The sequence below is a fragment of the Nocardia sp. NPDC058499 genome (assembly GCF_042719915.1).
Taxonomy (GTDB): Bacteria; Actinomycetota; Actinomycetes; order Mycobacteriales; family Mycobacteriaceae; genus Nocardia.
Window position 1 is genome coordinate 25250 of the sequence record NZ_JBHXMZ010000016.1, and the last position, 20421, is coordinate 45670.

20 protein-coding genes and 1 pseudogene are annotated in these 20421 nt (G+C 67.6%); 15 read left to right on the top strand and 6 right to left on the bottom strand.

The features are described from left to right. Positions 1 to 40 precede the first annotated feature (40 nt). Positions 41 to 2233 (top strand): excinuclease ABC subunit UvrB, encoded by a 2193-nt coding sequence (gene uvrB / locus ACFWPH_RS31605; protein ID WP_378755899.1) that lies wholly within the window; start codon positions 41 to 43, stop codon positions 2231 to 2233. A gap of 23 nt (positions 2234 to 2256) precedes the next feature. Here the strand turns inward: uvrB and ACFWPH_RS31610 are convergent, their stop codons facing one another. Next, complete coding sequence (locus tag ACFWPH_RS31610) at positions 2257 to 2727, bottom strand: VOC family protein (RefSeq protein ID WP_378755900.1); 471 nt, start codon at positions 2725 to 2727, stop codon at positions 2257 to 2259. A gap of 575 nt (positions 2728 to 3302) precedes the next feature. Between ACFWPH_RS31610 and ACFWPH_RS31615 the strand changes: the two genes are divergently transcribed. The 3 genes from ACFWPH_RS31615 to ACFWPH_RS31625 all read left to right on the top strand — a co-directional run bounded on the left by ACFWPH_RS31615 (position 3303) and on the right by ACFWPH_RS31625 (position 5429). Further along, positions 3303 to 4184 carry a DUF6597 domain-containing transcriptional factor gene (locus tag ACFWPH_RS31615; protein ID WP_378755901.1) on the top strand — a complete coding sequence of 294 codons (882 nt, stop codon included), beginning with the start codon at positions 3303 to 3305 and terminating at the stop codon, positions 4182 to 4184. Positions 4185 to 4241: 57 nt separating this feature from the next. Beyond that, positions 4242 to 4649, top strand: a complete 408-nt coding sequence (locus ACFWPH_RS31620) for a DoxX family protein (RefSeq protein ID WP_280416287.1) — start codon at positions 4242 to 4244, stop codon at positions 4647 to 4649. A 327-nt stretch (positions 4650 to 4976) separates the two neighbouring features. Further along, positions 4977 to 5429: a universal stress protein gene (locus ACFWPH_RS31625; RefSeq protein ID WP_033245472.1), complete on the top strand. Its 453-nt coding sequence runs from the start codon at positions 4977 to 4979 to the stop codon at positions 5427 to 5429. A gap of 264 nt (positions 5430 to 5693) precedes the next feature. Here the strand turns inward: ACFWPH_RS31625 and ACFWPH_RS31630 are convergent, their stop codons facing one another. Together ACFWPH_RS31630 and ACFWPH_RS31635 are read right to left on the bottom strand one after the other, a co-directional pair. Next, positions 5694 to 8024, bottom strand: a complete 2331-nt coding sequence (locus tag ACFWPH_RS31630) for a HelD family protein (RefSeq protein ID WP_378755902.1) — start codon at positions 8022 to 8024, stop codon at positions 5694 to 5696. 146 nt (positions 8025 to 8170) lie between these two features. After that, positions 8171 to 9505 carry a diguanylate cyclase domain-containing protein gene (locus tag ACFWPH_RS31635; protein WP_378755903.1) on the bottom strand — a complete coding sequence of 445 codons (1335 nt, stop codon included), beginning with the start codon at positions 9503 to 9505 and terminating at the stop codon, positions 8171 to 8173. Positions 9506 to 9659: 154 nt separating this feature from the next. On the opposite strand from ACFWPH_RS31635, the gene ACFWPH_RS31640 reads away from it, so the two are divergent. The 3 genes and pseudogenes from ACFWPH_RS31640 to ACFWPH_RS31650 all read left to right on the top strand — a co-directional run. Next, complete coding sequence (locus ACFWPH_RS31640; protein WP_378755904.1) at positions 9660 to 9803, top strand: hypothetical protein; 144 nt, start codon at positions 9660 to 9662, stop codon at positions 9801 to 9803. A gap of 353 nt (positions 9804 to 10156) precedes the next feature. After that, positions 10157 to 13204, top strand: coding sequence for an excinuclease ABC subunit UvrA (gene uvrA / locus ACFWPH_RS31645; RefSeq protein WP_378755905.1), 3048 nt, complete (start codon positions 10157 to 10159; stop codon positions 13202 to 13204). Positions 13205 to 13329: 125 nt separating this feature from the next. Further along, positions 13330 to 13500, top strand: a pseudogene (locus ACFWPH_RS31650) (NUDIX domain-containing protein); the annotation flags it as partial. A 55-nt stretch (positions 13501 to 13555) separates the two neighbouring features. On the opposite strand, the gene ACFWPH_RS31655 reads toward ACFWPH_RS31650, so the two are convergent. After that, a complete protein-coding gene (locus tag ACFWPH_RS31655; RefSeq protein ID WP_378755906.1) occupies positions 13556 to 13903 on the bottom strand; it encodes a DUF1844 domain-containing protein in 348 nt (115 codons plus the stop codon). Between the two features lie 72 nt (positions 13904 to 13975). Continuing rightward, complete coding sequence (locus tag ACFWPH_RS31660; RefSeq protein ID WP_378755908.1) at positions 13976 to 14506, bottom strand: DinB family protein; 531 nt, start codon at positions 14504 to 14506, stop codon at positions 13976 to 13978. Positions 14507 to 14858: 352 nt separating this feature from the next. On the opposite strand from ACFWPH_RS31660, the gene infC reads away from it, so the two are divergent. From infC to ACFWPH_RS31700, 8 genes are all read left to right on the top strand, one after another. Further along, on the top strand, positions 14859 to 15485 hold the full coding sequence (gene infC / locus ACFWPH_RS31665) for a translation initiation factor IF-3 (RefSeq protein ID WP_378755979.1): 627 nt from the start codon (positions 14859 to 14861) through the stop codon (positions 15483 to 15485). A 139-nt stretch (positions 15486 to 15624) separates the two neighbouring features. Then, positions 15625 to 15819: a 50S ribosomal protein L35 gene (rpmI, locus tag ACFWPH_RS31670; RefSeq protein WP_033245213.1), complete on the top strand. Its 195-nt coding sequence runs from the start codon at positions 15625 to 15627 to the stop codon at positions 15817 to 15819. Between the two features lie 113 nt (positions 15820 to 15932). Next, positions 15933 to 16313, top strand: coding sequence for a 50S ribosomal protein L20 (rplT, locus tag ACFWPH_RS31675; protein ID WP_033245214.1), 381 nt, complete (start codon positions 15933 to 15935; stop codon positions 16311 to 16313). Between the two features lie 169 nt (positions 16314 to 16482). Next, complete coding sequence (locus tag ACFWPH_RS31680) at positions 16483 to 16827, top strand: ArsR/SmtB family transcription factor (protein ID WP_378755909.1); 345 nt, start codon at positions 16483 to 16485, stop codon at positions 16825 to 16827. Then, positions 16817 to 17290, top strand: a complete 474-nt coding sequence (locus ACFWPH_RS31685; RefSeq protein ID WP_378755910.1) for an SRPBCC domain-containing protein — start codon at positions 16817 to 16819, stop codon at positions 17288 to 17290. The genes ACFWPH_RS31680 and ACFWPH_RS31685 overlap by 11 nt, the downstream gene beginning before the upstream one ends. Beyond that, positions 17287 to 17913: a dihydrofolate reductase family protein gene (locus tag ACFWPH_RS31690; RefSeq protein ID WP_378755912.1), complete on the top strand. Its 627-nt coding sequence runs from the start codon at positions 17287 to 17289 to the stop codon at positions 17911 to 17913. The genes ACFWPH_RS31685 and ACFWPH_RS31690 overlap by 4 nt, the downstream gene beginning before the upstream one ends. A gap of 444 nt (positions 17914 to 18357) precedes the next feature. Then, a complete protein-coding gene (locus ACFWPH_RS31695; protein WP_378755913.1) occupies positions 18358 to 19200 on the top strand; it encodes an alpha/beta fold hydrolase in 843 nt (280 codons plus the stop codon). Next, on the top strand, positions 19193 to 20023 hold the full coding sequence (locus ACFWPH_RS31700; protein WP_378755914.1) for a TrmH family RNA methyltransferase: 831 nt from the start codon (positions 19193 to 19195) through the stop codon (positions 20021 to 20023). The genes ACFWPH_RS31695 and ACFWPH_RS31700 overlap by 8 nt, the downstream gene beginning before the upstream one ends. Here the strand turns inward: ACFWPH_RS31700 and ACFWPH_RS31705 are convergent. Further along, on the bottom strand, positions 20020 to 20373 hold the full coding sequence (locus ACFWPH_RS31705; protein WP_378755916.1) for a hypothetical protein: 354 nt from the start codon (positions 20371 to 20373) through the stop codon (positions 20020 to 20022). The genes ACFWPH_RS31700 and ACFWPH_RS31705 overlap by 4 nt on opposite strands. Positions 20374 to 20421: the final 48 nt, after the last annotated feature.

The following is a 20421-nucleotide window of genomic DNA, read 5'->3' on the forward strand; positions in this document are numbered from 1 at the left end:
AGGCCGGAATCATGTCGGTGGGCGGGCTTAGTCTGGGGATATGGCATTCGCAACCGAACTCCGTGCGGCCGGCGTCAGCGGAACCGAGGCCGACGGGCAAACTCCCCTGGCGAAATCGGAGTTCCGCCCGGTCGGGGAGATCGAGCGGACCGGCGGGCAGTTCCAGGTCGTCAGTCCGTATCAGCCCGCCGGCGATCAGCCCGCCGCGATCGAGGAGCTGGAACGCCGGATCACGGCCGGGGAACCCGATGTGGTGCTGCTGGGCGCCACCGGTACCGGTAAATCCGCCACCACGGCCTGGCTCATCGAACGTTTGCAGCGGCCCACGCTGGTGATGGCCCCGAACAAAACCCTCGCGGCGCAGCTGGCCAACGAACTGCGCGAAATGCTCCCGCACAACGCGGTGGAGTATTTCGTCTCCTATTACGACTACTACCAGCCCGAGGCCTATATCGCGCAGACCGATACCTATATCGAGAAGGACAGCTCGATCAACGACGATGTGGAGCGGCTGCGCCATTCGGCCACCTCCGCGCTGCTGTCCCGGCGCGATGTGGTGGTGGTGGCCTCGGTGTCCTGTATTTACGGCCTGGGCACCCCGCAGTCGTATCTGGATCGCTCGGTGCTGTTGGAGGTGGGCGCGGAGGTCGATCGCGACGCGTTCCTGCGGATGCTGGTGGATGTCCAGTACACGCGTAACGATATGGCCTTCACCAGGGGGTCGTTCCGGGTGCGCGGCGATACGGTCGAGATCATCCCGTCCTACGAGGAACTGGCGGTGCGGATCGAATTCTTCGGCGACGAGATCGAAGAACTCTATTATCTGCACCCGCTCACCGGGGACGTGGTGCGCAAGGTCGATATGGTGCGGATCTTCCCGGCCACCCACTATGTGGCCGGTCCGGACCGGATGGCGCGGGCGGTCACCGATATCGAGGCCGAGCTGGAAGAACGGCTGGCCGAACTGGAAGGTAAAGGAAAACTGCTCGAGGCGCAGCGGTTGCGGATGCGCACCCAATACGACCTGGAAATGATCCGGCAGGTCGGCTTCTGCTCGGGTATCGAGAATTATTCACGGCATATCGACGGGCGGCCCGCGGGTTCGGCCCCGGCTACGCTGCTCGATTATTTCCCGGATGATTTCCTGCTGGTCATCGACGAATCCCATGTCACGGTGCCGCAGATCGGCGGTATGTACGAGGGGGATATGTCGCGCAAACGCAACCTCGTCGAGTACGGGTTCCGGCTGCCGTCGGCGGTGGACAACCGGCCGTTGACGTGGGAGGAGTTCGCCGAACGGATCGGTCAGGCGGTGTACCTGTCGGCCACCCCGGGCGATTACGAACTGGGCCGCGTCGGTGGTGAGGTGGTCGAACAGGTCATTCGCCCGACCGGTCTGGTCGATCCGCAGGTGGTGGTCAAACCCACCAAGGGGCAGATCGACGATCTGGTGCACGAGGTGCGGCAGCGGATCGAACGCGACGAGCGGGTACTGGTCACCACGCTCACCAAGAAGATGGCCGAGGATCTCACCGACTATCTGCTCGGGCTGGGTTTGCGGGTGCGCTACCTGCATTCCGAGATCGATACCTTGCGCCGTGTCGAGTTGCTGCGTCAGTTGCGTCTCGGCGAGTACGACGTGCTCGTCGGTATCAACCTGCTGCGTGAGGGCCTGGACCTGCCGGAGGTTTCCCTGGTGGCCATTCTGGACGCCGATAAGGAAGGGTTCCTGCGCAGCACCAAGAGCCTCATCCAGACCATCGGCCGTGCCGCCCGAAACGTCTCGGGCGAGGTGCACATGTACGCGGACAAGATCACCGATTCGATGCGCGACGCCATCGACGAAACCGAACGCCGCCGGGCCAAACAGCTCGCCTACAACGCGGAAATGGGGATCGATCCGCAACCGCTGCGCAAGAAGATCGCCGATATCCTCGACCAGGTCTATTCCGAGGCCGACGACGAGGTCGCGGTCGGCGGATCCGGTCGTAATGCCAGCCGCGGCCGGCGGGCCCAAGGGGAGCCCGGCCGGGCGGTGAGTGCCGGCATCGTGGAGGGGCGCGATATCAAGTCGATGCCGCGGGCCGAGCTGGCCGATCTGGTGGGCGAGCTCACCGATCAGATGATGAACGCGGCCCGCGAACTGCAGTTCGAGCTCGCCGGCCGGCTCCGCGACGAAATCGCCGACCTGAAGAAGGAGCTGCGCGGAATGGACGCGGCCGGATTGAAATGACCGCGTCGCGTTCCCGCAGGCAGTCAGCCCTGGGTGGCCATCCATTCCTCGACCCGGCGTTCGGCCTCCTCGCGGGAGACGTCCTCCACCCGGGTCATCACCACCCAGCGGTGACCGAACGGGTCCAGCAGGGCCCCGTAGCGATCGCCGGTGACGAAGGTGGCCGGATCGTCGGCGACCTTCGCGCCGTGCTCACGCGCGCGGGTGATGACGGCGTCGACATCCGGGCAGTAGTGCACCAGCGAGGTGTGCACCCATTCACCGGTCGGGGCCAGCACGTTCTGGTCCGGTACCGGCATGCCCAGCTGGATCGTGGAATCGCCGATCTTCAGTTCGGCATGGGCGGGCTGCCCGTCGGGCATATCGTTGCGGGAGAGCACCTCGGCACCGAACACGGCGCTGTAGAAGTCGATGGCGGCTTTGCCGTCGGGGACCGCGATGAACACGGTGATCGAGTGGTAGCCCTCGGGAATCGGATTCACTGTTTCGCTCATGAGTTCGAGTCTGCCGGGGCACGCCGGACGGTTCTTGTAAGAATGCGACAGCCGGCCGAAGCCGGTGACGGGCCGGTCCGGCGCATCGGCGTGGCACCGGTGGCCCTCGTCCGGGGGCCGATCGGCGCACCCGGTCGCGGGTGCTCTGTGGGCGGCGATCGGAGCCGGGGCCCCAGGTGCGCCGGGTCTCGGCGTGCCGGGGCGCGCCCACCGGTTCCGGTAGGAAAGCCCCAGCTCGCCGCAGTCGACGCCGTGACCCGGTACCGGTCGGTGCCGGGCATGGAGGTGCAGCGCGCCGACCCTTTCCGGTGCTTGCACCGCAACAGCCCGTCGCTCAGGGGCAGCGGGTACCTCTATCGCGAGCAGCGGCGTCCGGGCCGAATCGTCGGACGGCCGCCTCGCGGTTTCGGCCCGGATCAGCGGTCCGGCACCACCGCACGCGGGGCGGCCGTCCCCGGCCTGCTGCCCTCCGGAGTTCGAGGGTTCTGCGCATCGGTATCCGGCTCACCGTGGCCGGGACCGCGGGCTCGGCGGTGCCCGGCGGGTCATGGGCGCCGGCGGGACAGGACCGTGCCGTGAGCGGCCCGGAATCCTCGGTGCGCCGCGCCGCGCCCGCGGCGGATGATCGGAAGGCGATTCTGCATCCGCATGAGCAGGAGCGGTATCGCACGCTCGAGCGGTTGCCGACCGGCCCGGACGTTGCCGAGTACATCGAGTGGTATTGGGCCGTGCGGTGGGATATGCGCGGGCGAGCGCCCTACTTCGCCGAGGTGCTTCCGTTTCCTTGTGTGCATCTCACCTTCGAACGCGACGGCGACCGTTTCGGGGGATTCGTCAACGGTGTATGCACCCGGAAATACGTCCGGGAACTCGCCGGTCGCGGGGAGACCTTCGGGGTGCGGTTCCGGCCAGGCGGGTTCGGGGCGTTCACCGGTCTCGATGTCGGCGAGTTGCGGGACCGGGCCGTGCCCGCCGTGGAGGTACTGCCCGATATCGGAGATCTCGCCGAGCGGGTGCTCGCTACGCCCCCCGATCCGGACCGGCGCCGGTTGGTGGAGGACTATCTGCGTACCCACACCCGGCGCGACGACCCGAACTACCGGCTCGTGCTGCGGATCGCGGCCGCGATGACGCAGGAGCCGGAACTCACCCGGGTCGATCAGGTCACCGAGCGGTTCGGTGTCTCGGCGCGGACCCTGCAGCGGCTGTTCCGCCGGTATATCGGTGCGGGACCGAAATGGGTGTTGCGCCGGTACCGGCTCCAGGACGGCGCGGATCTACTGGCCCGCGGCCGCACCGCCGATCTCGCCGCGCTCGCCGCCGACCTCGGATATTTCGATCAGGCGCATTTCACCCGCGAGTTCACCGCGGAGGTCGGAATGGCGCCGCTGGAATATGCGAAGAATTCGTTACGCTCGCGCGATGAGGTGACTTCCAAGGTGCTGCCTGCCTCATAATCGAATTTCGGATTCGGCATATAAGCGGTACCCGTCGGTGAGAGCGAGGAGCTGCACATGGATGTCGTGGTATTGATCGGCCGGGTGATGTTCGTCATCCTGTTTCTGAGCTCGGCGCTGGGGCATTTCACCCAGACGAAAGCAATGGCCGGCTACGCGCAGGCCAAGGGTGTGCCCATGCCGGAGATGGCGGTCCGGGCCTCGGGTGCGCTCATGTTGCTCGGGAGTATCAGCATTCTGCTGGGGATCTGGGCCGACCTGGGTGCGTTGCTGTTGCTGGTGATGATCGTGCCCACCATGATCATGATGCATAGTTTCTGGAAGGAAACCGATCCCGAGGCAACTCAGTCGGAGACCATTCAGTTCAACAAGGATCTCGCCCTCGCGGGTGCCCTGGTGATGCTGTTCGGTTTTTTCTCTCATACCGAGGAATTGGGACTGACGATTACCGGTCCGCTGTTCTAGCAGCGGCCCCTATTCGGTGATCCGGCGCCGGTTGCGGGCGGTGGGTTGTGAGGAAAATCCCACGGCGCCAATGGTGTTCACTCATCTTGTGATGTCTCACATGTTCGATCGTGTGGGCACGGGAAGGTCCAGGTAGACGCGGTCGCTACCGCTCCGGGAAGCAGAAATGTGAAACACTGATGCCGCCCCGAAGCACTGTGATGTAGAACGAATCAGGTTACTCGGGCCTCGGTTACGGCTATGGTCTACGCAGTCGCTGCGCCGTTGCCGACTTTCCGGCAGCGTTCGGCGCAGCCGCGTTTATACCCCGCACAGTTGGAGGAGAGAATGACCGCCTACCGGACCATTGTCGTCGGTACCGACGGCTCGGACTCGTCGTATGTCGCCGTGGACAAGGCCGCCGCATTGGCGGGAGCCGCGGGTTCGACACTGATCCTGGCCTGCGCCTACTACCCGACCGACGACCGTGACGTCGCCGCCGCGAGCGATATGCTCAAGGACGAGGCGTACCAGGTTCGCGGTTCGGCGCCCACCAACGAGATCCTGCGTACCGCGCGGGACCGGGCCGTGGCGGCGGGCGCCAAGGAGATCGTCGAGAAGGCGATGGTCGGCGAACCGGTCGAATCCCTGCTGGACCTGGTCAAGGAAACGCAAGCGGATCTGCTCGTGGTCGGTAACCGGGGCCTGAATACGCTGGCCGGGCGGTTGCTGGGTTCGGTGCCCTCGGATGTGGCGCGTAAGTCGAAGTCCGATGTCCTGATCGTGCACACGGTGCGCTGACCCCGCATCGCCGGCTTTTCGCCCCGCCCGGAACATGATCCGGGCGGGGCGTTCGCTATCGGGCGCGGCCGCCGGTGCACCCGGTCGGCACACCACAGGATCAATCCGTGTGGCGCACGTTACAACGCTGGATGCCCCTGCTGCGGGTCGCCGATGAGCGGTGTCGCCGGACTACCGCTTCGGCTCCGGGAGCTGGGCGATGGCGGCGATTCGAACGCGCGCGGGATACCGGGTGTGATCGGAAACTCGCCCGGGTGACCCGGATCAGCGTCCCAGGCGGTGCAGTTCGGGCGGGAGATCGGCGCTGTGCACCACGGTGAGCTGCTGGGTCGCGCGGGTCAGGGCGACGTACAGATCGTTGCGGCCGCGTGGTGAATCGGCGATCACCGCGCTCGGTTCCACCAGGTACACCGCATCGAATTCCAGGCCCTTGGCCTCGGTCACCGTGAGCACCCGGACCGATTCGCCGGCCAGATGGGCGAGTTCGCCGATGTTCTCGGCCGGGGCCAGTACCGCCGCGGTGCCCGGACCCCGCTGCTCGGCGAGCAGGGCGGCCAGCGTGTCCGCGATCTCCGCCGCCGGCACCCGCTGCGCCTGCGGTAGGCGGCCGGTTTCCCGGACCGAGCGCGGCATCTGGGCGGTGGGGTCGATGGCGGCCAGCACATCCGCCGCGACCGCCATGATCTCGGCGGGGGTGCGGTAGTTCACCGTCAGCTCGGTGCGTTTCCAGCGTTTGGCCACATACGGTTCCAGCATCTGAGCCCACGAATGGGCACCCGCCGGATCACCGGTCTGCGCGATATCGCCGACCACGGTGACCCACCGGTTCGGTATCCGGCGCATCACCATGCGCCAGGCCATCTCCGACAGTTCCTGCGCCTCGTCCACGATCACATGCCCGTAGGTCCAGCTGCGGTCGCCGGCGGCCCGTTCGGCGGTGGTCTGCCGGTTGCGCACCTGCTGACGTTCTGCGAGCTGGCTCGCGTCGATCAGGTCGTAGGCCATCAGGATTTCCGGGTCGAGTTCGTCTTCCAGATCTTGCGGGGCCGAACCGGTCAGGATGTCCAGGGCGTCCTGTGCCTCGGCGAGCTGGGCGCGCCAGCGCCGCCGGGCGCGTTCACGTTCCTCCGCATCGTCGGTGCCCAGGAGTTCGGCGAGCTCGTCGAGCAGGGGCGCGTCGGCGGCGCTGAACTCGCCGGTGCCGGTGCGCAGGAGTTCGGCGCGGTCTTGCGGATCGAGGATCTTGCCGGCGGCCCGGTCGAGCCGTTCGGCGTCGGCGAGTAGATCGCTGAGGACCTGCTGCGGGGTGAGCAGTGGCCACAGTTCGGCCAGCACCCGGGTGACCGTGGCGTCGGCGCGTAGTTCGTCGCTGATCTCGCTGAGATCGGCGGCGCTGAGCAGGCTGCGGCCACCGCCCAGCGGGTCGGCGCCCATAGTCTGCGCCAGCTGGTCGGTGAGCGCTTCGATCACCATCGATACGAAGATCGGGCGGGCCAGATTGTGCGGGCGGCGTGAGGAGCGGGCCCGGCCCCGGGCGCGGGTCACGATCTTGCGGTCCAGGGTCACCGGATAGCCGTCGAAGGTCAGGGTGATGGGCTCGCGCGGCACCTCCTGGCGGTCGCGGACGGCGTTCTTGAGGATGTCGAGAACTTGCAGCGATCCCTTGAGTTCGCCGGCGCGCAGCGAATCGTCCAAGGTCGCCTTCACGCCCGGATACAGGTCGCCGATGGTGGACAGCAGCACCCCGGTCTCACCGAGCGACGGCAGGACCTGGCCGATGTAGTCGAGGAAGGTGGCATTGGGGCCGATGATCAGCACACCGCTCTTCGCCAGCTGCTGGCGATAGGTGTAGAGCAGGTAGGCGGCGCGGTGCAGCGCGACCGCGGTCTTACCGGTACCCGGCCCGCCCTGTACCACCAGAACGCTTTTGTGCTCGGCGCGAATGATCGCGTCCTGTTCGGTCTGGATGGTTTCCACGATGTCGGACATATGCCCGGTGCGTGCCGCGTTGAGCGCCGCGAGCAGCGCGCTCTCGGTGCCGACCCCGCCGTCGGTGGCGGTGGCGCCGGCCCGGCGGGCGGCGTCGAGATCCAGGTATTCGTCGTTGACCGCGGTCACCCGGCGGTTGCGGGAGCGGATATGACGCCGGCGGGCCACGCCGTCGGGCGCGGCGGTGGTGGCCAGATAGAACGGCCGGGCCAGCGGGGCGCGCCAGTCGAGGAGCAGGGTTTCGTAGTCGTTGTCCTCGTCGAGGATGCCGAGACGGCCGATATAGCGCTGTTCGGGGCCCTCCTCGCCGTCGGTGATATCGATCCGTCCGAAGCACAGGCCGTGCTCGGCGGCGTCGTATTTGGCCAGGTCCTCGGTGTAGAGCTGGCTGAACGATTCCCGTTCGGTACGTGCCTGCGGGGTGCCGCCGGTTTCCAGCAGTACCGTGCGCAACCGCTGGTCGGCGTAGGCGCGCATCCCGTCCAGCCGGTCGTACAGCACCGACAGGTACGCCTGCTCCTGATCGATATCTCGGGTCGCCGCATCCGGCGGTGACTCATCGGAGTCCAGGGCGCCTACACGTTCCTGGGTGCGGTTGTCGGGCAAGTTCTGGCTCCTTCTCACCCACGGCGGGACAAGTTCGGCGGACACGAAATCACGATGTGCACGCGTTGCGCTCGGGCGTGCACAGAGTTGTCGAGTCTACTGCGGACTCCGGGGACATGACGTTTCCCCAGGTCGGCGCCCTGTTTTCAGGAGACGTTGCTGTTGTCGCCGCGAAGCCCGCGTCCGCCGGTGGCATCGCGGTGGCCCGGCGGTTTGGCCTCGTACATCGCGATATCGGCGTCGTGCAGGACCGCTTCCGGGGTGCGGGTATCGCCCGGTTCGAGCGTGGTGACCCCGATGGAGGCATTGACCGCGATCCGGTGCCCGCGCGCGACGATCGGCTCCGCCATGGCCGCGCGCAGCCGCTGCACCAGCGGTTCGAGTTCTTCGTCACCCGGGCGCCCGGCCAGCAGGACGAGGAATTCGTCGCCGCCGAGCCGGCCCACGAGGTCCTCGGCACGCAGCGCGCGCAGCAATCGGTGGGCCACGATCCGCAGCACCGTATCGCCGATGGCGTGACCCATGGTGTCGTTGATCGATTTGAAGCCGTCCAGATCGATGAACATCACCGTGGACACTCGGCGGTGCGCCCCGCTGGCCGCCAGCGCCCCCGACAGCTGCGACAGGATCAACGAGCGGTTGGCCAGACCGGTGAGCGGGTCGTGGGTGGCCTGATATTCGAGCTGGCGGCGGCCGGCCAGATATTCGGTGATATCGGTGAACGAGCACACCGCCGCCGCACCAGGTTCGTCCGGGGCGAGCAGGCGGCTCGAAACGCTCAGCCAGCGGCGGCGCCCGTCCGGGCGGCCGATCGCGAAAACGAAGCCGGTGACCGTCTCGCCGGTCGCGAGGGTCCGCGCGACCGGATGCCGGGTGGGGGGTAGGGGTGCACCGTTGGCGTCCAGCCACTCCACCGGCAGCTGGGCGATCTTGGAGCCGACCACCGGCATGTTCTCGTCGATGCCGAGGATGCGCCGGGCCGCCGGATTCGCGGAGCCGATGATGCCGTCCTGGTAGATGACCGCCACCCCCTCCTCGAGCTGTGCCACGACCGCGGTGAAGTGCTGTTCGGCGCGGCGCTGCGCGCGTTCGGCGCGGCGCTGGGCGGACAGATCGTGGAGGACGACCTGGTAGGCCAGGCGATCGTGCCAGGCGGTGAGCACGGAAACGGTTTCCACCGGGACCTCGCGGCCGTCCAGCGCCAGCAGCGTCATCTCGGTGGGGTCGGTGGCGACACCGGCCGCGGTGAGGCCGGCGAGCCGCTCGAACATCGTCTCGCGGGAGTCGGGGTGAATGAAACGGGCGACACGCTGACCCAGGACTCCGGCGAGATTCGTCGCGCCCAGGAGCCGCAGGCATGCCGGATTGGCGTAGACCACGATGCCGCGTTCGTGGACGAAGATTCCGTCCGGGGAGTGTTCGACCAGGGAGCGATACCGATGCGCGAGTTGCTCGGCGGCGGAGGCCCTGCGATCTCCCATACCAACCCCCATCGTCGGTTGACCCGGACATTCAAACACGGCACAACTGCGGCATCCACACACAGAGAACTCGTCTTGTGCACATGATGCCTCCGGCGATCGACCACAACGTATTCCCGCGGTGGGCCGGGCGACCGGGGACCGGGGAGGGGAAATGCTGTGCAAGACACCGGACTTCATCATCGATCTTATGTCGGGCACCGGGATCGGTGCGGTCGACGGCTACGGCTGGGGTCGCGAGACTCGCCGGGAGCGGCGGCGCCGGGTGCGGCAGCGGGCGCGGGCCGGTCCGGCGTGATCGGTGACACGCCCCGGTGACAGGCCCGATTGACCTACCCTGGGAGGGGAGCCCGTCCGGTCCGCCCGTCGTCCTGACGGTGCGCACGGCCAATGTGCGCGGCATCCCGCCGCGCGGTCCGCGAAATCGCACCGTATCCGTCGGGGCTCGGCCGTTCGGCGAAACTTGTCGGTGGCTCGTCCTAGCATCAGCGCGGGCCGATCCGCGGCCCAGCCGGAAAGTGGCGACCGGGTAGCACAGGCCGTCCTCCGCGCCGCCACCCGAACCGGGCCGGTGGCGGCGGCTCCAGCGGAACGACATCATGGCGCGCCTGGCGGCGCGACGACGAACAGATACGAGAAGGGACCCACCTGGTGGCGGAACGCCTGACCGTCCGCGGCGCGCGGGAGCACAACCTCAAAGGGGTCGATATCGACCTGCCCCGCGACAGTCTGATCGTCTTCACCGGCCTGTCGGGGTCGGGGAAGTCCAGCCTGGCCTTCGATACGATTTTCGCCGAGGGGCAGCGCCGGTACGTGGAATCGCTGTCCGCCTACGCCCGGCAGTTCCTGGGCCAGATGGACAAACCCGATGTGGATTTCATCGAAGGCCTCTCGCCCGCGGTCTCGATCGACCAGAAATCCACCAACCGCAACCCGCGTTCCACGGTCGGCACCATCACCGAGGTGCACGACTACCTGCGCCTGCTCTACGCCCGCGCCGGTGTCCCGCACTGCCCGGTGTGCTCCGAACTCATCGCCAAACAGACCCCGCAGCAGATCGTCGATCAGGTGCTGGCCATGGAGCCCGGGGTTCGCTTCCAGGTGCTCGCGCCGGTGGTGCGTACCCGTAAAGGTGAGTTCGTCGACCTGTTCGACCAGCTGAACTCGCAGGGTTACGCCCGGGTCCGGGTGGACGGGGTGGTGTATCCGCTCACCGATCCGCCGAAGCTGAAGAAACAGGAGAAACACGATGTCGAGGTGGTGGTCGACCGCCTCGCCGTCAAACCGACCGCCAAACAGCGGCTCACCGATTCCATCGAGACCGCGCTGCGCCTGGCCGACGGGATCGTCGTCCTCGATTTCGTGGATCGCGACGAACACGCGCACGATCGCGAACGCCGCTTCTCCGAGAAATTGGCCTGCCCGAACGGCCACGCCCTCGATATCGAGGATCTGGAACCGCGGTCGTTCTCGTTCAACTCGCCCTACGGTGCCTGCCCCGACTGCACCGGTCTCGGTATCCGCAAAGAGGTCGATCCGGAACTCGTCGTCCCCGACCCCGAGCTGAGCCTGGCCGAGGGCGCGATCGCGCCGTGGTCGCGCGGGCAGAGCGCCGAATACTTCGTGCGACTGCTCTCCGGGCTGGCCGCCGCGCAGGGTTTCGATCTGGACACCCCATGGCGTGAACTACCGCCGCGGGCGCGTAAAGCCGTGCTCGAAGGCAGTTCGGATCAGGTCCATATCGTCTACACCAACCGTTACGGCCGGAAACGCTCCTACTACGCCGATTTCGAGGGCGTGATGCCGTTCCTGCAGCGGCGGCTGGACAACACCGAATCCGAGCAGATGAAGGAGCACTACGAGGGCTATATGCGGGATGTCCCGTGCCCGGTGTGCAACGGCGCGCGGCTGCGGCCGGAGATCCTGGCCGTAACACTGTCCGCGGCTGCGGAACGGAAATCCATCGCCGAGGTCAGCGAACTCTCGATTCGCGACTGCGCGCAGTTCCTGAACGCGCTGACCCTGGGGGAGCGGCAGGCGGCCATCGCCGGTCAGGTCCTCAAAGAGGTGCAGGCGCGGCTGGGGTTCCTGCTCGACGTGGGCCTGGACTATCTGACCCTGTCCCGTGCCGCGGCCACCCTCTCCGGTGGGGAGGCGCAGCGCATCCGGCTCGCCACCCAGATCGGGTCCGGGCTGGTCGGGGTGCTGTACGTACTGGACGAACCCTCGATCGGGTTGCATCAGCGCGATAACCGCCGGCTGATCGAAACCCTGACCCGGTTGAAGGACCTGGGCAACACCCTGATCGTCGTCGAACACGACGAAGACACCATCCGCGCCTCGGACTGGGTCGTCGATATCGGCCCGTTCGCCGGTGAACACGGCGGCCAGGTGGTGCACAGCGGCCCCTACTCGGAACTGCTCGCCGATCCGGCCTCGCTCACCGGCGCGTACCTCTCCGGCCGGGAACGTATCGAGATCCCGATGATCCGGCGGCCGGTGAACAAGAAGCGGCGGGTCACCGTGGTCGGCGCCACCGAGAACAACCTGCGCGGTATCGATGTGGCGTTCCCGCTGGGCGTGCTCACCGCGGTCACCGGGGTCTCCGGATCCGGTAAATCCACGCTGGTCAACGACATCCTGGCGACCGTGATGGCCAACAAGCTGAACGGTGCGCGCCAGGTGCCGGGCCGGCACACCCGGGTCAACGGGCTGGATCAACTGGACAAGCTCGTGCGGGTGGACCAGTCCCCGATCGGCCGCACCCCGCGGTCCAATCCGGCCACCTACACCGGGGTGTTCGACAAGATCCGCAGCCTGTTCGCCGCCACCACCGAGGCGAAGGTGCGCGGCTATCAGCCGGGCCGGTTCTCGTTCAACGTGAAGGGCGGCCGCTGCGAGGCCTGCTCCGGCGACGGCACCCTGAAGATCGAGATGAACTTCCTGCCGGATGTCTATGTGCCGTGCGAGGTCTGCCAGGGCGCCCGCTACAACCGGGAAACCCTCGAGGTGCACTACAAGGGCAAAACCATCGCCGAGGTCCTGGATATGCCGATCGAGGAGGCCGCCGAGTTCTTCGAACCGGTGACCTCGATCCACCGCTATCTGGCGACCCTCGTCGACGTCGGCCTGGGGTATGTGCGCCTGGGCCAGAGCGCGACCACCCTCTCCGGTGGTGAGGCGCAACGCGTGAAACTGGCGGCCGAACTGCAGAAACGCTCCAACGGCCGCACGGTCTACATCCTCGACGAACCCACCACCGGCCTGCATTTCGAGGACATCCGCAAACTGCTCGCGGTGATCAACGGCCTGGTCGACAAGGGCAACACCGTGATCGTCATCGAACACAACCTGGACGTCGTCAAGACCGCGGACTGGGTGATCGATATGGGACCCGAGGGCGGGTCCGGCGGCGGAACAGTGGTCGGGGAGGGGACGCCCGAGGATATCGCCGCTACCCCCGGCAGCTACACGGGTGAATTCCTGAAGGAGATCCTGGCGCAGCCCGCGGCCACCTCGCCGGCGACGGATACGGGTGCGGTGAAACCGGATACCGCACGGGCACGTAAGTCCACGGCCAAGAAGGCGCCGGCGGCGAAGAAGACGACGAAAGCGCCGGAATCGTCCGATAACGCGGCGAAATCGCCGGACCCGCAGAAGGCCAAGCGCCTGGCCCGGAAGGCCGCGGCGCTGCGCTGAGGGCATCGGCGCCCCGGGTAGACCGGCACCCGGGGCGCCGGTAACCCGCGACGTGGCGGCCCCGCGAACCCTGCAGTCGCCTGCTGGGCCGGAAACGGATCAATGCCTCGAGGCACGGTGTCGGCATGGAGCAACCGCAAATACGAGTGGCCGCATACGTCATCAGGTGCCGCACAGTCTCCGAACTCTTGGCGTTCGATCACGTCGGGATGCCGGAGGCGGGGACCCAGGTCCCGGCCGGCGGTGTGCATCCGGGCGAAGACCTCGAACAAGCGGTCTTACGCGAGGTGGCGGAAGGGACCGGGCTGTTCGGCGTTCCGAGAGCCGGGGCGAAATCGCGCCAGGTATCCGTCAGTAGACCGGGCCGGTGTACTTCTCGCCGGGCCCGGCACCCGGGGCGTCGGGTATGGCGGAACTCTCCCGGAAGGCCTTCTGCAGCGATTGCAGACCCTCCCGTAGCGGCCCGGCGTGCGGGCCGAGGTACTCCACCGATGCGGTGATCAGACCCGCCAAAGCAGTGATGAGGCGCCGCGCCTCGTCCATATCCCGGCGCGGGCTGTTCTCGGGATCGTCGTCGCCGAGCCCGAGCTTCTCCGCGGCCGAACTCATCAGCATCACCGCTGCCCGGCTGATCACCTCCACGGCGGGGATCTCGGCCAGTTCACGGACATCGCCATCGCCCTCGGGCTGTTCGGTCATGGTGTTCAGCCTAAGCGCGCCTCGGCGGCAGGCGTGCCGGGGCCGTGACCGGATGTGCGCCGCGACTCGTTTCTACCGGTCCGCCGCCCCGGCCGCGCGCAGTATCCGCAACTGGCCGATCTCGGTCGCATTCTTCAGCAGTTCCACGTTGACCCATGCCGCCAGGTGGGCGATGGTGAGTCCCGCGTCGGCCGGCCACGGGTAGGACGTGGCCCGGTCGAGTTCTGTGTCATCGCTTCCGTCGAGGACTCGGAGCCACCGCTCGCGCAGGTCGTTGATCCAGGTGAGGGCGGCCGCCGTATCGCCCGGCCAGTAGACCTCGGTGCGGTCGGGTACCGGCCGCTGCTCGGCGTGCGCGATCGCCGAACTCCACCACCAGCCGATATGCCAGGTCAGCCAGGCGATGGTGGTCGCGGGGATCGGATCGGGCTCCGTTTCGGCGAAATCCGGGCGCCAGCGCCCGTCGGGGCCGCGATGGACCGTCCAGATCACCTCCGCGGGTGCCCAGTGGGTATCGTCGTCGGTCAGGGCGTCGAAATGGAGCTGGGACAGCGACCAGACCAGGTCGAACTGCCAGCGGAGTAGGTCGCGTCGGCTGCTCACGGGCGTCGACCCTGTCAGGCGCCCTCGCCGATGGGCAACCGGTTTTCGTACCGGGCTGCGACCGGGCGATTCGTTCATCCGGTGCGGAACTGTTAGACTCGTCGGCGACGACCGCCCCGGTCCTGTCCGGGGCAGACAAGTGGAGCCCGACTCCCACCGTTGCCGGCGAGTGATCGCCTGGTCAAACGGTCCGGTCACCCACCTTCGTGGTGGGACCACGGTCCCGGATGAACCGGGGCGTGGCGCAGGTATCGCACCTGCGTGGATCGGTCGACATCGGGCCCCGTCGGCGGTGAAATACCGCGGCGGGGTTTTCGTGTTGAACAAGGGGTTCATTTCGAGCGGTCGTCGGATGACACCGCTAGACCTAGGAGGCCCCATCAGCACTGAGACCCGCATCAACGATCGCATTCGTGTTCCCGAGGTCCGGCTCATCGGACCCGGCGGCGAACAGGTTGGGATCGTGCGTGTTGAAGATGCACTCCGCGTCGCCCTGGAGGCAGACCTGGACCTCGTAGAGGTCGCACCGGACGCACGTCCACCGGTCTGCAAGATCATGGATTACGGCAAGTTCAAGTACGAGACCGCGCAGAAAGCGCGCGAGTCCCGGAAGAACCAGGTCCAGACCGTGATCAAGGAACAGAAGCTGCGGCCCAAGATCGACAATCACGACTACGAGACCAAGAAGTCCAATGTCGTGCGCTTCCTGGAAGCCGGGGCGAAGGTCAAGGTCACCATCATGTTCCGGGGACGCGAACAGTCCCGGCCCGAACTCGGTTTCCGGCTGCTGCAGCGGCTGGCCTCCGATGTGGCGGAATTGGGTTTCGTCGAGACCTCGGCCAAGCAGGACGGCCGCAACATGACGATGGTCCTCGCCCCGCACAAGGGCGCGAAGACGCGGGCCAAGGCCGCGCAGGATTCGGCCCGGCCGCAGCCCGGCGGCGCGGCGCCGAATGCCGGTCGGCCGGTCGCGCAATAACAACGGCGTAGCCGTGAACACTGCGGCGCACCGCCGCACCCGCGGCGTACGCCGCAGCGATATTGCGTCGAGCCCGCAATAACGCTGATCAGCACACCTGGTCCGCCCCTGCGCGGGCACGACACAGATTGAGGTTGCCATGCCGAAGATGAAGAGCCACAGCGGCGCTTCGAAGCGTTTCAAGGTGACCGGTAAGGGCAAGCTGCGCCGTCAGCAGGCCAACCGCCGGCACCTGTTCGAGTACAAGTCCTCCCGCCGGACCCGTCGCCTGGAAGGTACGGAGGCCGTCGCTCCCGCCGACGTCCGCCGGGTGAAGAAGCTGCTGGGTATCTGATTCCCCGCTCCGGGGCAGATACCGTCCGGTACCGCCTACGCGACCGGACGCCGATGAACCGACCCACTCGGGTGCGCCCAACCAGCACCCCCAAGATCGATTAGGACTGACCAGTGGCACGCGTCAAAAGGGCCGTCAACGCTCAGAAGAAGCGCCGTTCGATCCTCGAGGCCTCCAAGGGCTATCGCGGGCAGCGCTCGCGCCTGTACCGCAAGGCCAAGGAACAGCAGCTGCATTCGCTCACCTACGCCTACCGGGACCGCCGGGCGCGTAAGGGCGATTTCCGCAAGCTGTGGATCGCGCGTATCAACGCCGCGGCCCGCGCCAACGACATCACCTACAACCGCTTCGTGCAGGGCCTGAAGGCCGCCGGTGTGGAGGTCGACCGCAAGAACCTCGCCGAGCTGGCCGTCTCCGACGCCGAAGCGTTCGCCGGCCTGGTCGCCGTCGCCAAGGCAGCGCTGCCGGCCGATGTCAACGCCCCGGCCGCCTGAGTGGTGAATCCGTAGCCGGACCTCGCACCGGCTCCGATGTGGTGAAGGCCCCCTTCTCTGTGTGAACTCGCGGAGAAGGGGGCCTTTGTCGTTGCCGGAGGAAGTCCGGGCTTCCTGTTCCCCGTGAACTACTTGCGGTATGCAGTGCCGTCGACTAATACTTAGCCATATGGCAAAGTATTCGGAGTCGCTGGACGGTGTGTTCGCCGCGCTGTCGGACCCCTCCCGGCGGGTGGTGGTCCAGCGACTCGGGGCCGGGCCCGTCAGCGTCAGCGAACTGGCGCGGGACCTGCCTATCACCCTGCCGTCGTTCATGAAGCACATCCGTGTCCTGGAAGACAGCGGGCTGATCCGGACGGTCAAGGTCGGGCGGGTGCGCCGATGCACGCTCGATCGCGAACGATTCGCGCTGATCGACGGCTGGCTGGCCGAACAGCGGCGTATCTGGGAAGACCGCACGGACCGGCTCGAACAATTCCTCCTCGAAACCCCGGAGCCCACCGATGAATCCTGATCTCGATCTCACTCTGCACCGCGTGATCCACGCACCGCGTACCCGTGTGTGGAACGCCTGGACCGACCCGGACAGCCTGGCCTGCTGGTGGCTGCCCGCCCCGGCCCGGTGCCGCGTCGAGCGGCTGGAAGTTCGCCCGGTCGGCGCCTTCGTGACCAGAATGAGCGAGGACGGTACCGAATTCGTCCCGCACCTCGATGCCTGCTTCCTGCTGGCGGATCGGAACGAACGCCTGGTTTTCACCACCGCGCTCGACAGCGCACTGCGCCCGGCCGCCGGCGATATCCTCATGACCGCCGAGATCACCCTGCGCGACCATCCCGAGGGCACGGATTACCGCGTCCTGGTCCGGCACGGTGATCCGGCCGCCCGGGCCCGGCACCAGGAACTCGGCTTCGAATACGGGTGGGGGACGGTCACCGGTCAGCTCGCGGCGTTCGTCGAGAACGAGGTCCGGGTATGAAACTGGTGCTCACCGCGTTCCTCACGCTCGACGGCGTCGCCCAGGGGCCCGGTTCACCCGAGGAGGACACCAGCGACGGCTTCGGTCGCGGCGGCTGGATGGTGCCCTATCTGGACGAGGTCTTCGTCCGGCGGACGTCGGAATGGCTCGACGCCGCCGACGGGCTGCTGTTCGGCCGCCGAACCTACACGGCGTTCGCACGCGACTGGCCCGCCGTGACCGACCCTCGTGATCCGTTCGCGGCACGGATGAACGCCCTTCCGAAATACGTTGTATCCGAGACCCTGACAGAGGGGCGGTGGGCGCCGGCAACCCTGCTGCCGGGCGACCCGGTGGCGGCGGTCGCCGAACTGTTGCGGCGGCCGGGCCGGGAACTGCAGATCCACGGCAGCGCCCAGCTCGCCGACACGCTGCTCGCCGCCGGTCTGGTCGAGACTGTCCGCCTCGCCGTAGCGCCCACCGTGCTACGGGCGGGGCGGCGGCTGCTCGCCGGGACCGGACCGGCGACCGGCCTCCGGCTGACTCGCCACGAGGCCACCGATCATGGGCTGCTCCTGCTCGAATACGACGTGCTCGGTGCCGCGCCGCTGGCCGAGTACGACGGTGTCACCCAGTTCGTCTGACCAGTGGAGCAGGCCATCGGTGTTACCGGGGCGCCGCGCGAGGTCTCGCGGGCACCCGGCCCTGTTGGATCGAACGCCGGGACCTGCCGCGCCGGTGGCCGTCTCGATCGGGTGCGCATCGAACCGAGTTCGCCCTCGGCTGCCCCGAGTGTGCGCAACGGTGGAGCGAAGTGGTCGGCTCGGAGATAGGCGGGGTGAGCCGCCGGTGTCTTGCGTTCGAACTCCAGGAGTGCGTCCGTGTTCTCTGTGGCCGGCTGCCGATGATGAGGATGCCTCACCGCGACCGGGCGTAGCCGGTCGGCCGCTATCGCACTGGTCGTCACGTCACTACGGTGCGGCTCACCGGCCCTGCCGGTGTCGACGGGTGACCGGACGAACCTGCGTCGGGTATGACCGTGGAAAATCAATTGGCTTCCCGGCCACGGCAGCTGGCAGCCTTGCCGGATGCGTGAACAGCGGGTTTCGGTGCCGGGCGGACCACGGGTTTGCTACACGGATTTCGGCGGATCAGGGCTCCCGGTGCTGGCGCTGCACGGAACGTTCGGTCGGGGAAGCATTTTCGCCGGATTGGCGCGTGAGCTCGCCGGCGTGGCCCGCATCATCGCACCGGATCAGCGTGGGCACGGCCGCACCGATCGGCGAGAAAGCTACACCTGCGCCGATTTCGTCGCGGATGCCGCCGCGGTGCTGGAGCGGCTCGAGCTCGCACCGGTTGTGGTTCTCGGCCATTCCCGGGGTGGAATCACCGCCTATCAGCTCGCCGCGCGGCACCCGGAACTCGTTGCGGGGCTGATCATCGAGGATGTCGGTCCGGTCATGCGGCAGCCCGAGATCGCTCACCCCGTGCTGCCGGTGCAGGGCTGGCCGGCGACGGCGCCGACCGAGGCGGATCTGGCGGCGGCGCTGCAGGCGCGGGGAATCCCGGAGGCCGGCTATTTCCTGCAGAGCGCTGTCACGACTCCGGACGGGCGGTGCCGGTTCCTCTTCGATTGGGAGGACATGATGGCGGTGCAGCTCAGCGGTGTCGGGGACTGGTGGGCGGATTGGCTCGGCTCGGCGTGCCCGGCGCTGGTCGTACGCGGGGAACGCAGCAGTATGCTGCCGGCGCGGCTCGCGACGCGGATGGCTGCGCAACGGCCGGGCGCTCGCCTCGTCGATATCGCGGGCGCCGGGCACTGGGTCCATGACGATGCGCCACGTGCCATGGCGGCGGCCATCCGCGACTTCCTGGCCGACCCGGCGACCGGTCCCGGCCCGGGGCGGGCTCTACGATCTCCTGGTGGGTGACCGACAAGAACCGATAGATCTACGGAACTCGCGGGTGGTCGCGGCGGCGAAGCTGCACCGCGGTGCGGCACGTAAGCGGGCGGGCAGGTTCCTCGCCGAAGGCGCCAACTCGGTGGGGGCGGCGCTCGATACCGGACGGGTCCGGGAACTCTTCTACTCGGCCGACGGTGCCGCCCGTGAGCATGCGCTGATCGCCGGTGCCGCGGCGGCCGGTGTGCGGACGACGCTCGTCACCGATCGCGCCGCGGAGGCGCTGGGGGAGACGGTCACACCGCCCGGGCTGGTGGCCGTCTGCGATCTGGTGGATGTACCGCTCGACCGTGTTCTGCCTGCGGTCCCCGGGGCGGATACGCCCAGGATGCTGGCGGTGCCGGTCGGTATCGCGGATCCGGGTAATGCGGGGACGCTCATTCGGGTGGTCGACGCGGTGGGCGCGGACGCGGTGGTGCTGGTGGGGGACAGCGTCGACCCGCACAACGGAAAATGTGTCCGATCGTGCGCGGGCAGCCTGTTCCATGTGCCGATCGTGCGTGCGCGTGAGACATATTCGGTGCTGGATCGGATCGAGGCGGCCGGGATCGCCACCGTGGCCACCGCGGCCGACGGCGAGCTCGACCTCGAGGACGCCGGGGAACTGTTCACCGGTCCGGTGGCCTGGCTGTTCGGCAACGAAGCGCACGGTCTCGATCCGGAGGTGGCGCGCCGGGCGCGGCACCGGGTGCGGATACCGATCCGCGGGCGGGCCGAAAGCCTCAATATCGCCGCGGCCGCCGCGATCTGCCTGTATGCGAATTCCCGGGTTCGGCACGGGACGGCGACCTAGCTACCGGGATCGGTCGCGACCGCGCCCCGCAGCAATTCGACAACCCGATCCACGCCGTTCACGACGAACAATTCCGCTGTGCCGTCACGTAGTACGATCCGCAGCCGGGTGCGCAGACCGCCGTTGAACTTCTCCCCGGTGGGCGCCTGCGTTCCGATATCCGCCATTTCCGCGAGCGCGCTGCTCCAGGATCGGCCGCCGGTGAGGGCGTCGATATGGTTGGGCTCGAACAGGAGTCGTTCGCCTGTCAGGTACAACCTCCCGCCGACTGCTCGGTTCGCCGACTGTGTGCGATTGGCCGAGCGCTGCCAGGTAATCGTCTCCGAGGTAGTCAGTTTCGGTGACTTCACCCAAATCCCCATAGCGGCAGAGCGTACCGGCCACCGCTGTCCAGTGCC

What these genes read in the sequence shown, in the direction of transcription:
- uvrB (WP_378755899.1), top strand. Translation starts at nt 41, where the DNA reads ATGGCATTCGCAACCGAACTCCGTGCGGCCGGCGTCAGCGGAACCGAG.
- ACFWPH_RS31610 (WP_378755900.1), bottom strand. Translation starts at nt 2,727, where the DNA reads ATGAGCGAAACAGTGAATCCGATTCCCGAGGGCTACCACTCGATCACC.
- ACFWPH_RS31620 (WP_280416287.1), top strand. Translation starts at nt 4,242, where the DNA reads ATGGATGTCGTGGTATTGATCGGCCGGGTGATGTTCGTCATCCTGTTT.
- ACFWPH_RS31625 (WP_033245472.1), top strand. Translation starts at nt 4,977, where the DNA reads ATGACCGCCTACCGGACCATTGTCGTCGGTACCGACGGCTCGGACTCG.
- ACFWPH_RS31635 (WP_378755903.1), bottom strand. Translation starts at nt 9,505, where the DNA reads ATGGGAGATCGCAGGGCCTCCGCCGCCGAGCAACTCGCGCATCGGTAT.
- ACFWPH_RS31640 (WP_378755904.1), top strand. Translation starts at nt 9,660, where the DNA reads ATGCTGTGCAAGACACCGGACTTCATCATCGATCTTATGTCGGGCACC.
- ACFWPH_RS31655 (WP_378755906.1), bottom strand. Translation starts at nt 13,903, where the DNA reads ATGACCGAACAGCCCGAGGGCGATGGCGATGTCCGTGAACTGGCCGAG.
- infC (WP_378755979.1), top strand. Translation starts at nt 14,859, where the DNA reads ATGACACCGCTAGACCTAGGAGGCCCCATCAGCACTGAGACCCGCATC.
- rpmI (WP_033245213.1), top strand. Translation starts at nt 15,625, where the DNA reads ATGCCGAAGATGAAGAGCCACAGCGGCGCTTCGAAGCGTTTCAAGGTG.
- ACFWPH_RS31680 (WP_378755909.1), top strand. Translation starts at nt 16,483, where the DNA reads ATGGCAAAGTATTCGGAGTCGCTGGACGGTGTGTTCGCCGCGCTGTCG.
- ACFWPH_RS31685 (WP_378755910.1), top strand. Translation starts at nt 16,817, where the DNA reads ATGAATCCTGATCTCGATCTCACTCTGCACCGCGTGATCCACGCACCG.
- ACFWPH_RS31690 (WP_378755912.1), top strand. Translation starts at nt 17,287, where the DNA reads ATGAAACTGGTGCTCACCGCGTTCCTCACGCTCGACGGCGTCGCCCAG.
- ACFWPH_RS31695 (WP_378755913.1), top strand. Translation starts at nt 18,358, where the DNA reads ATGCGTGAACAGCGGGTTTCGGTGCCGGGCGGACCACGGGTTTGCTAC.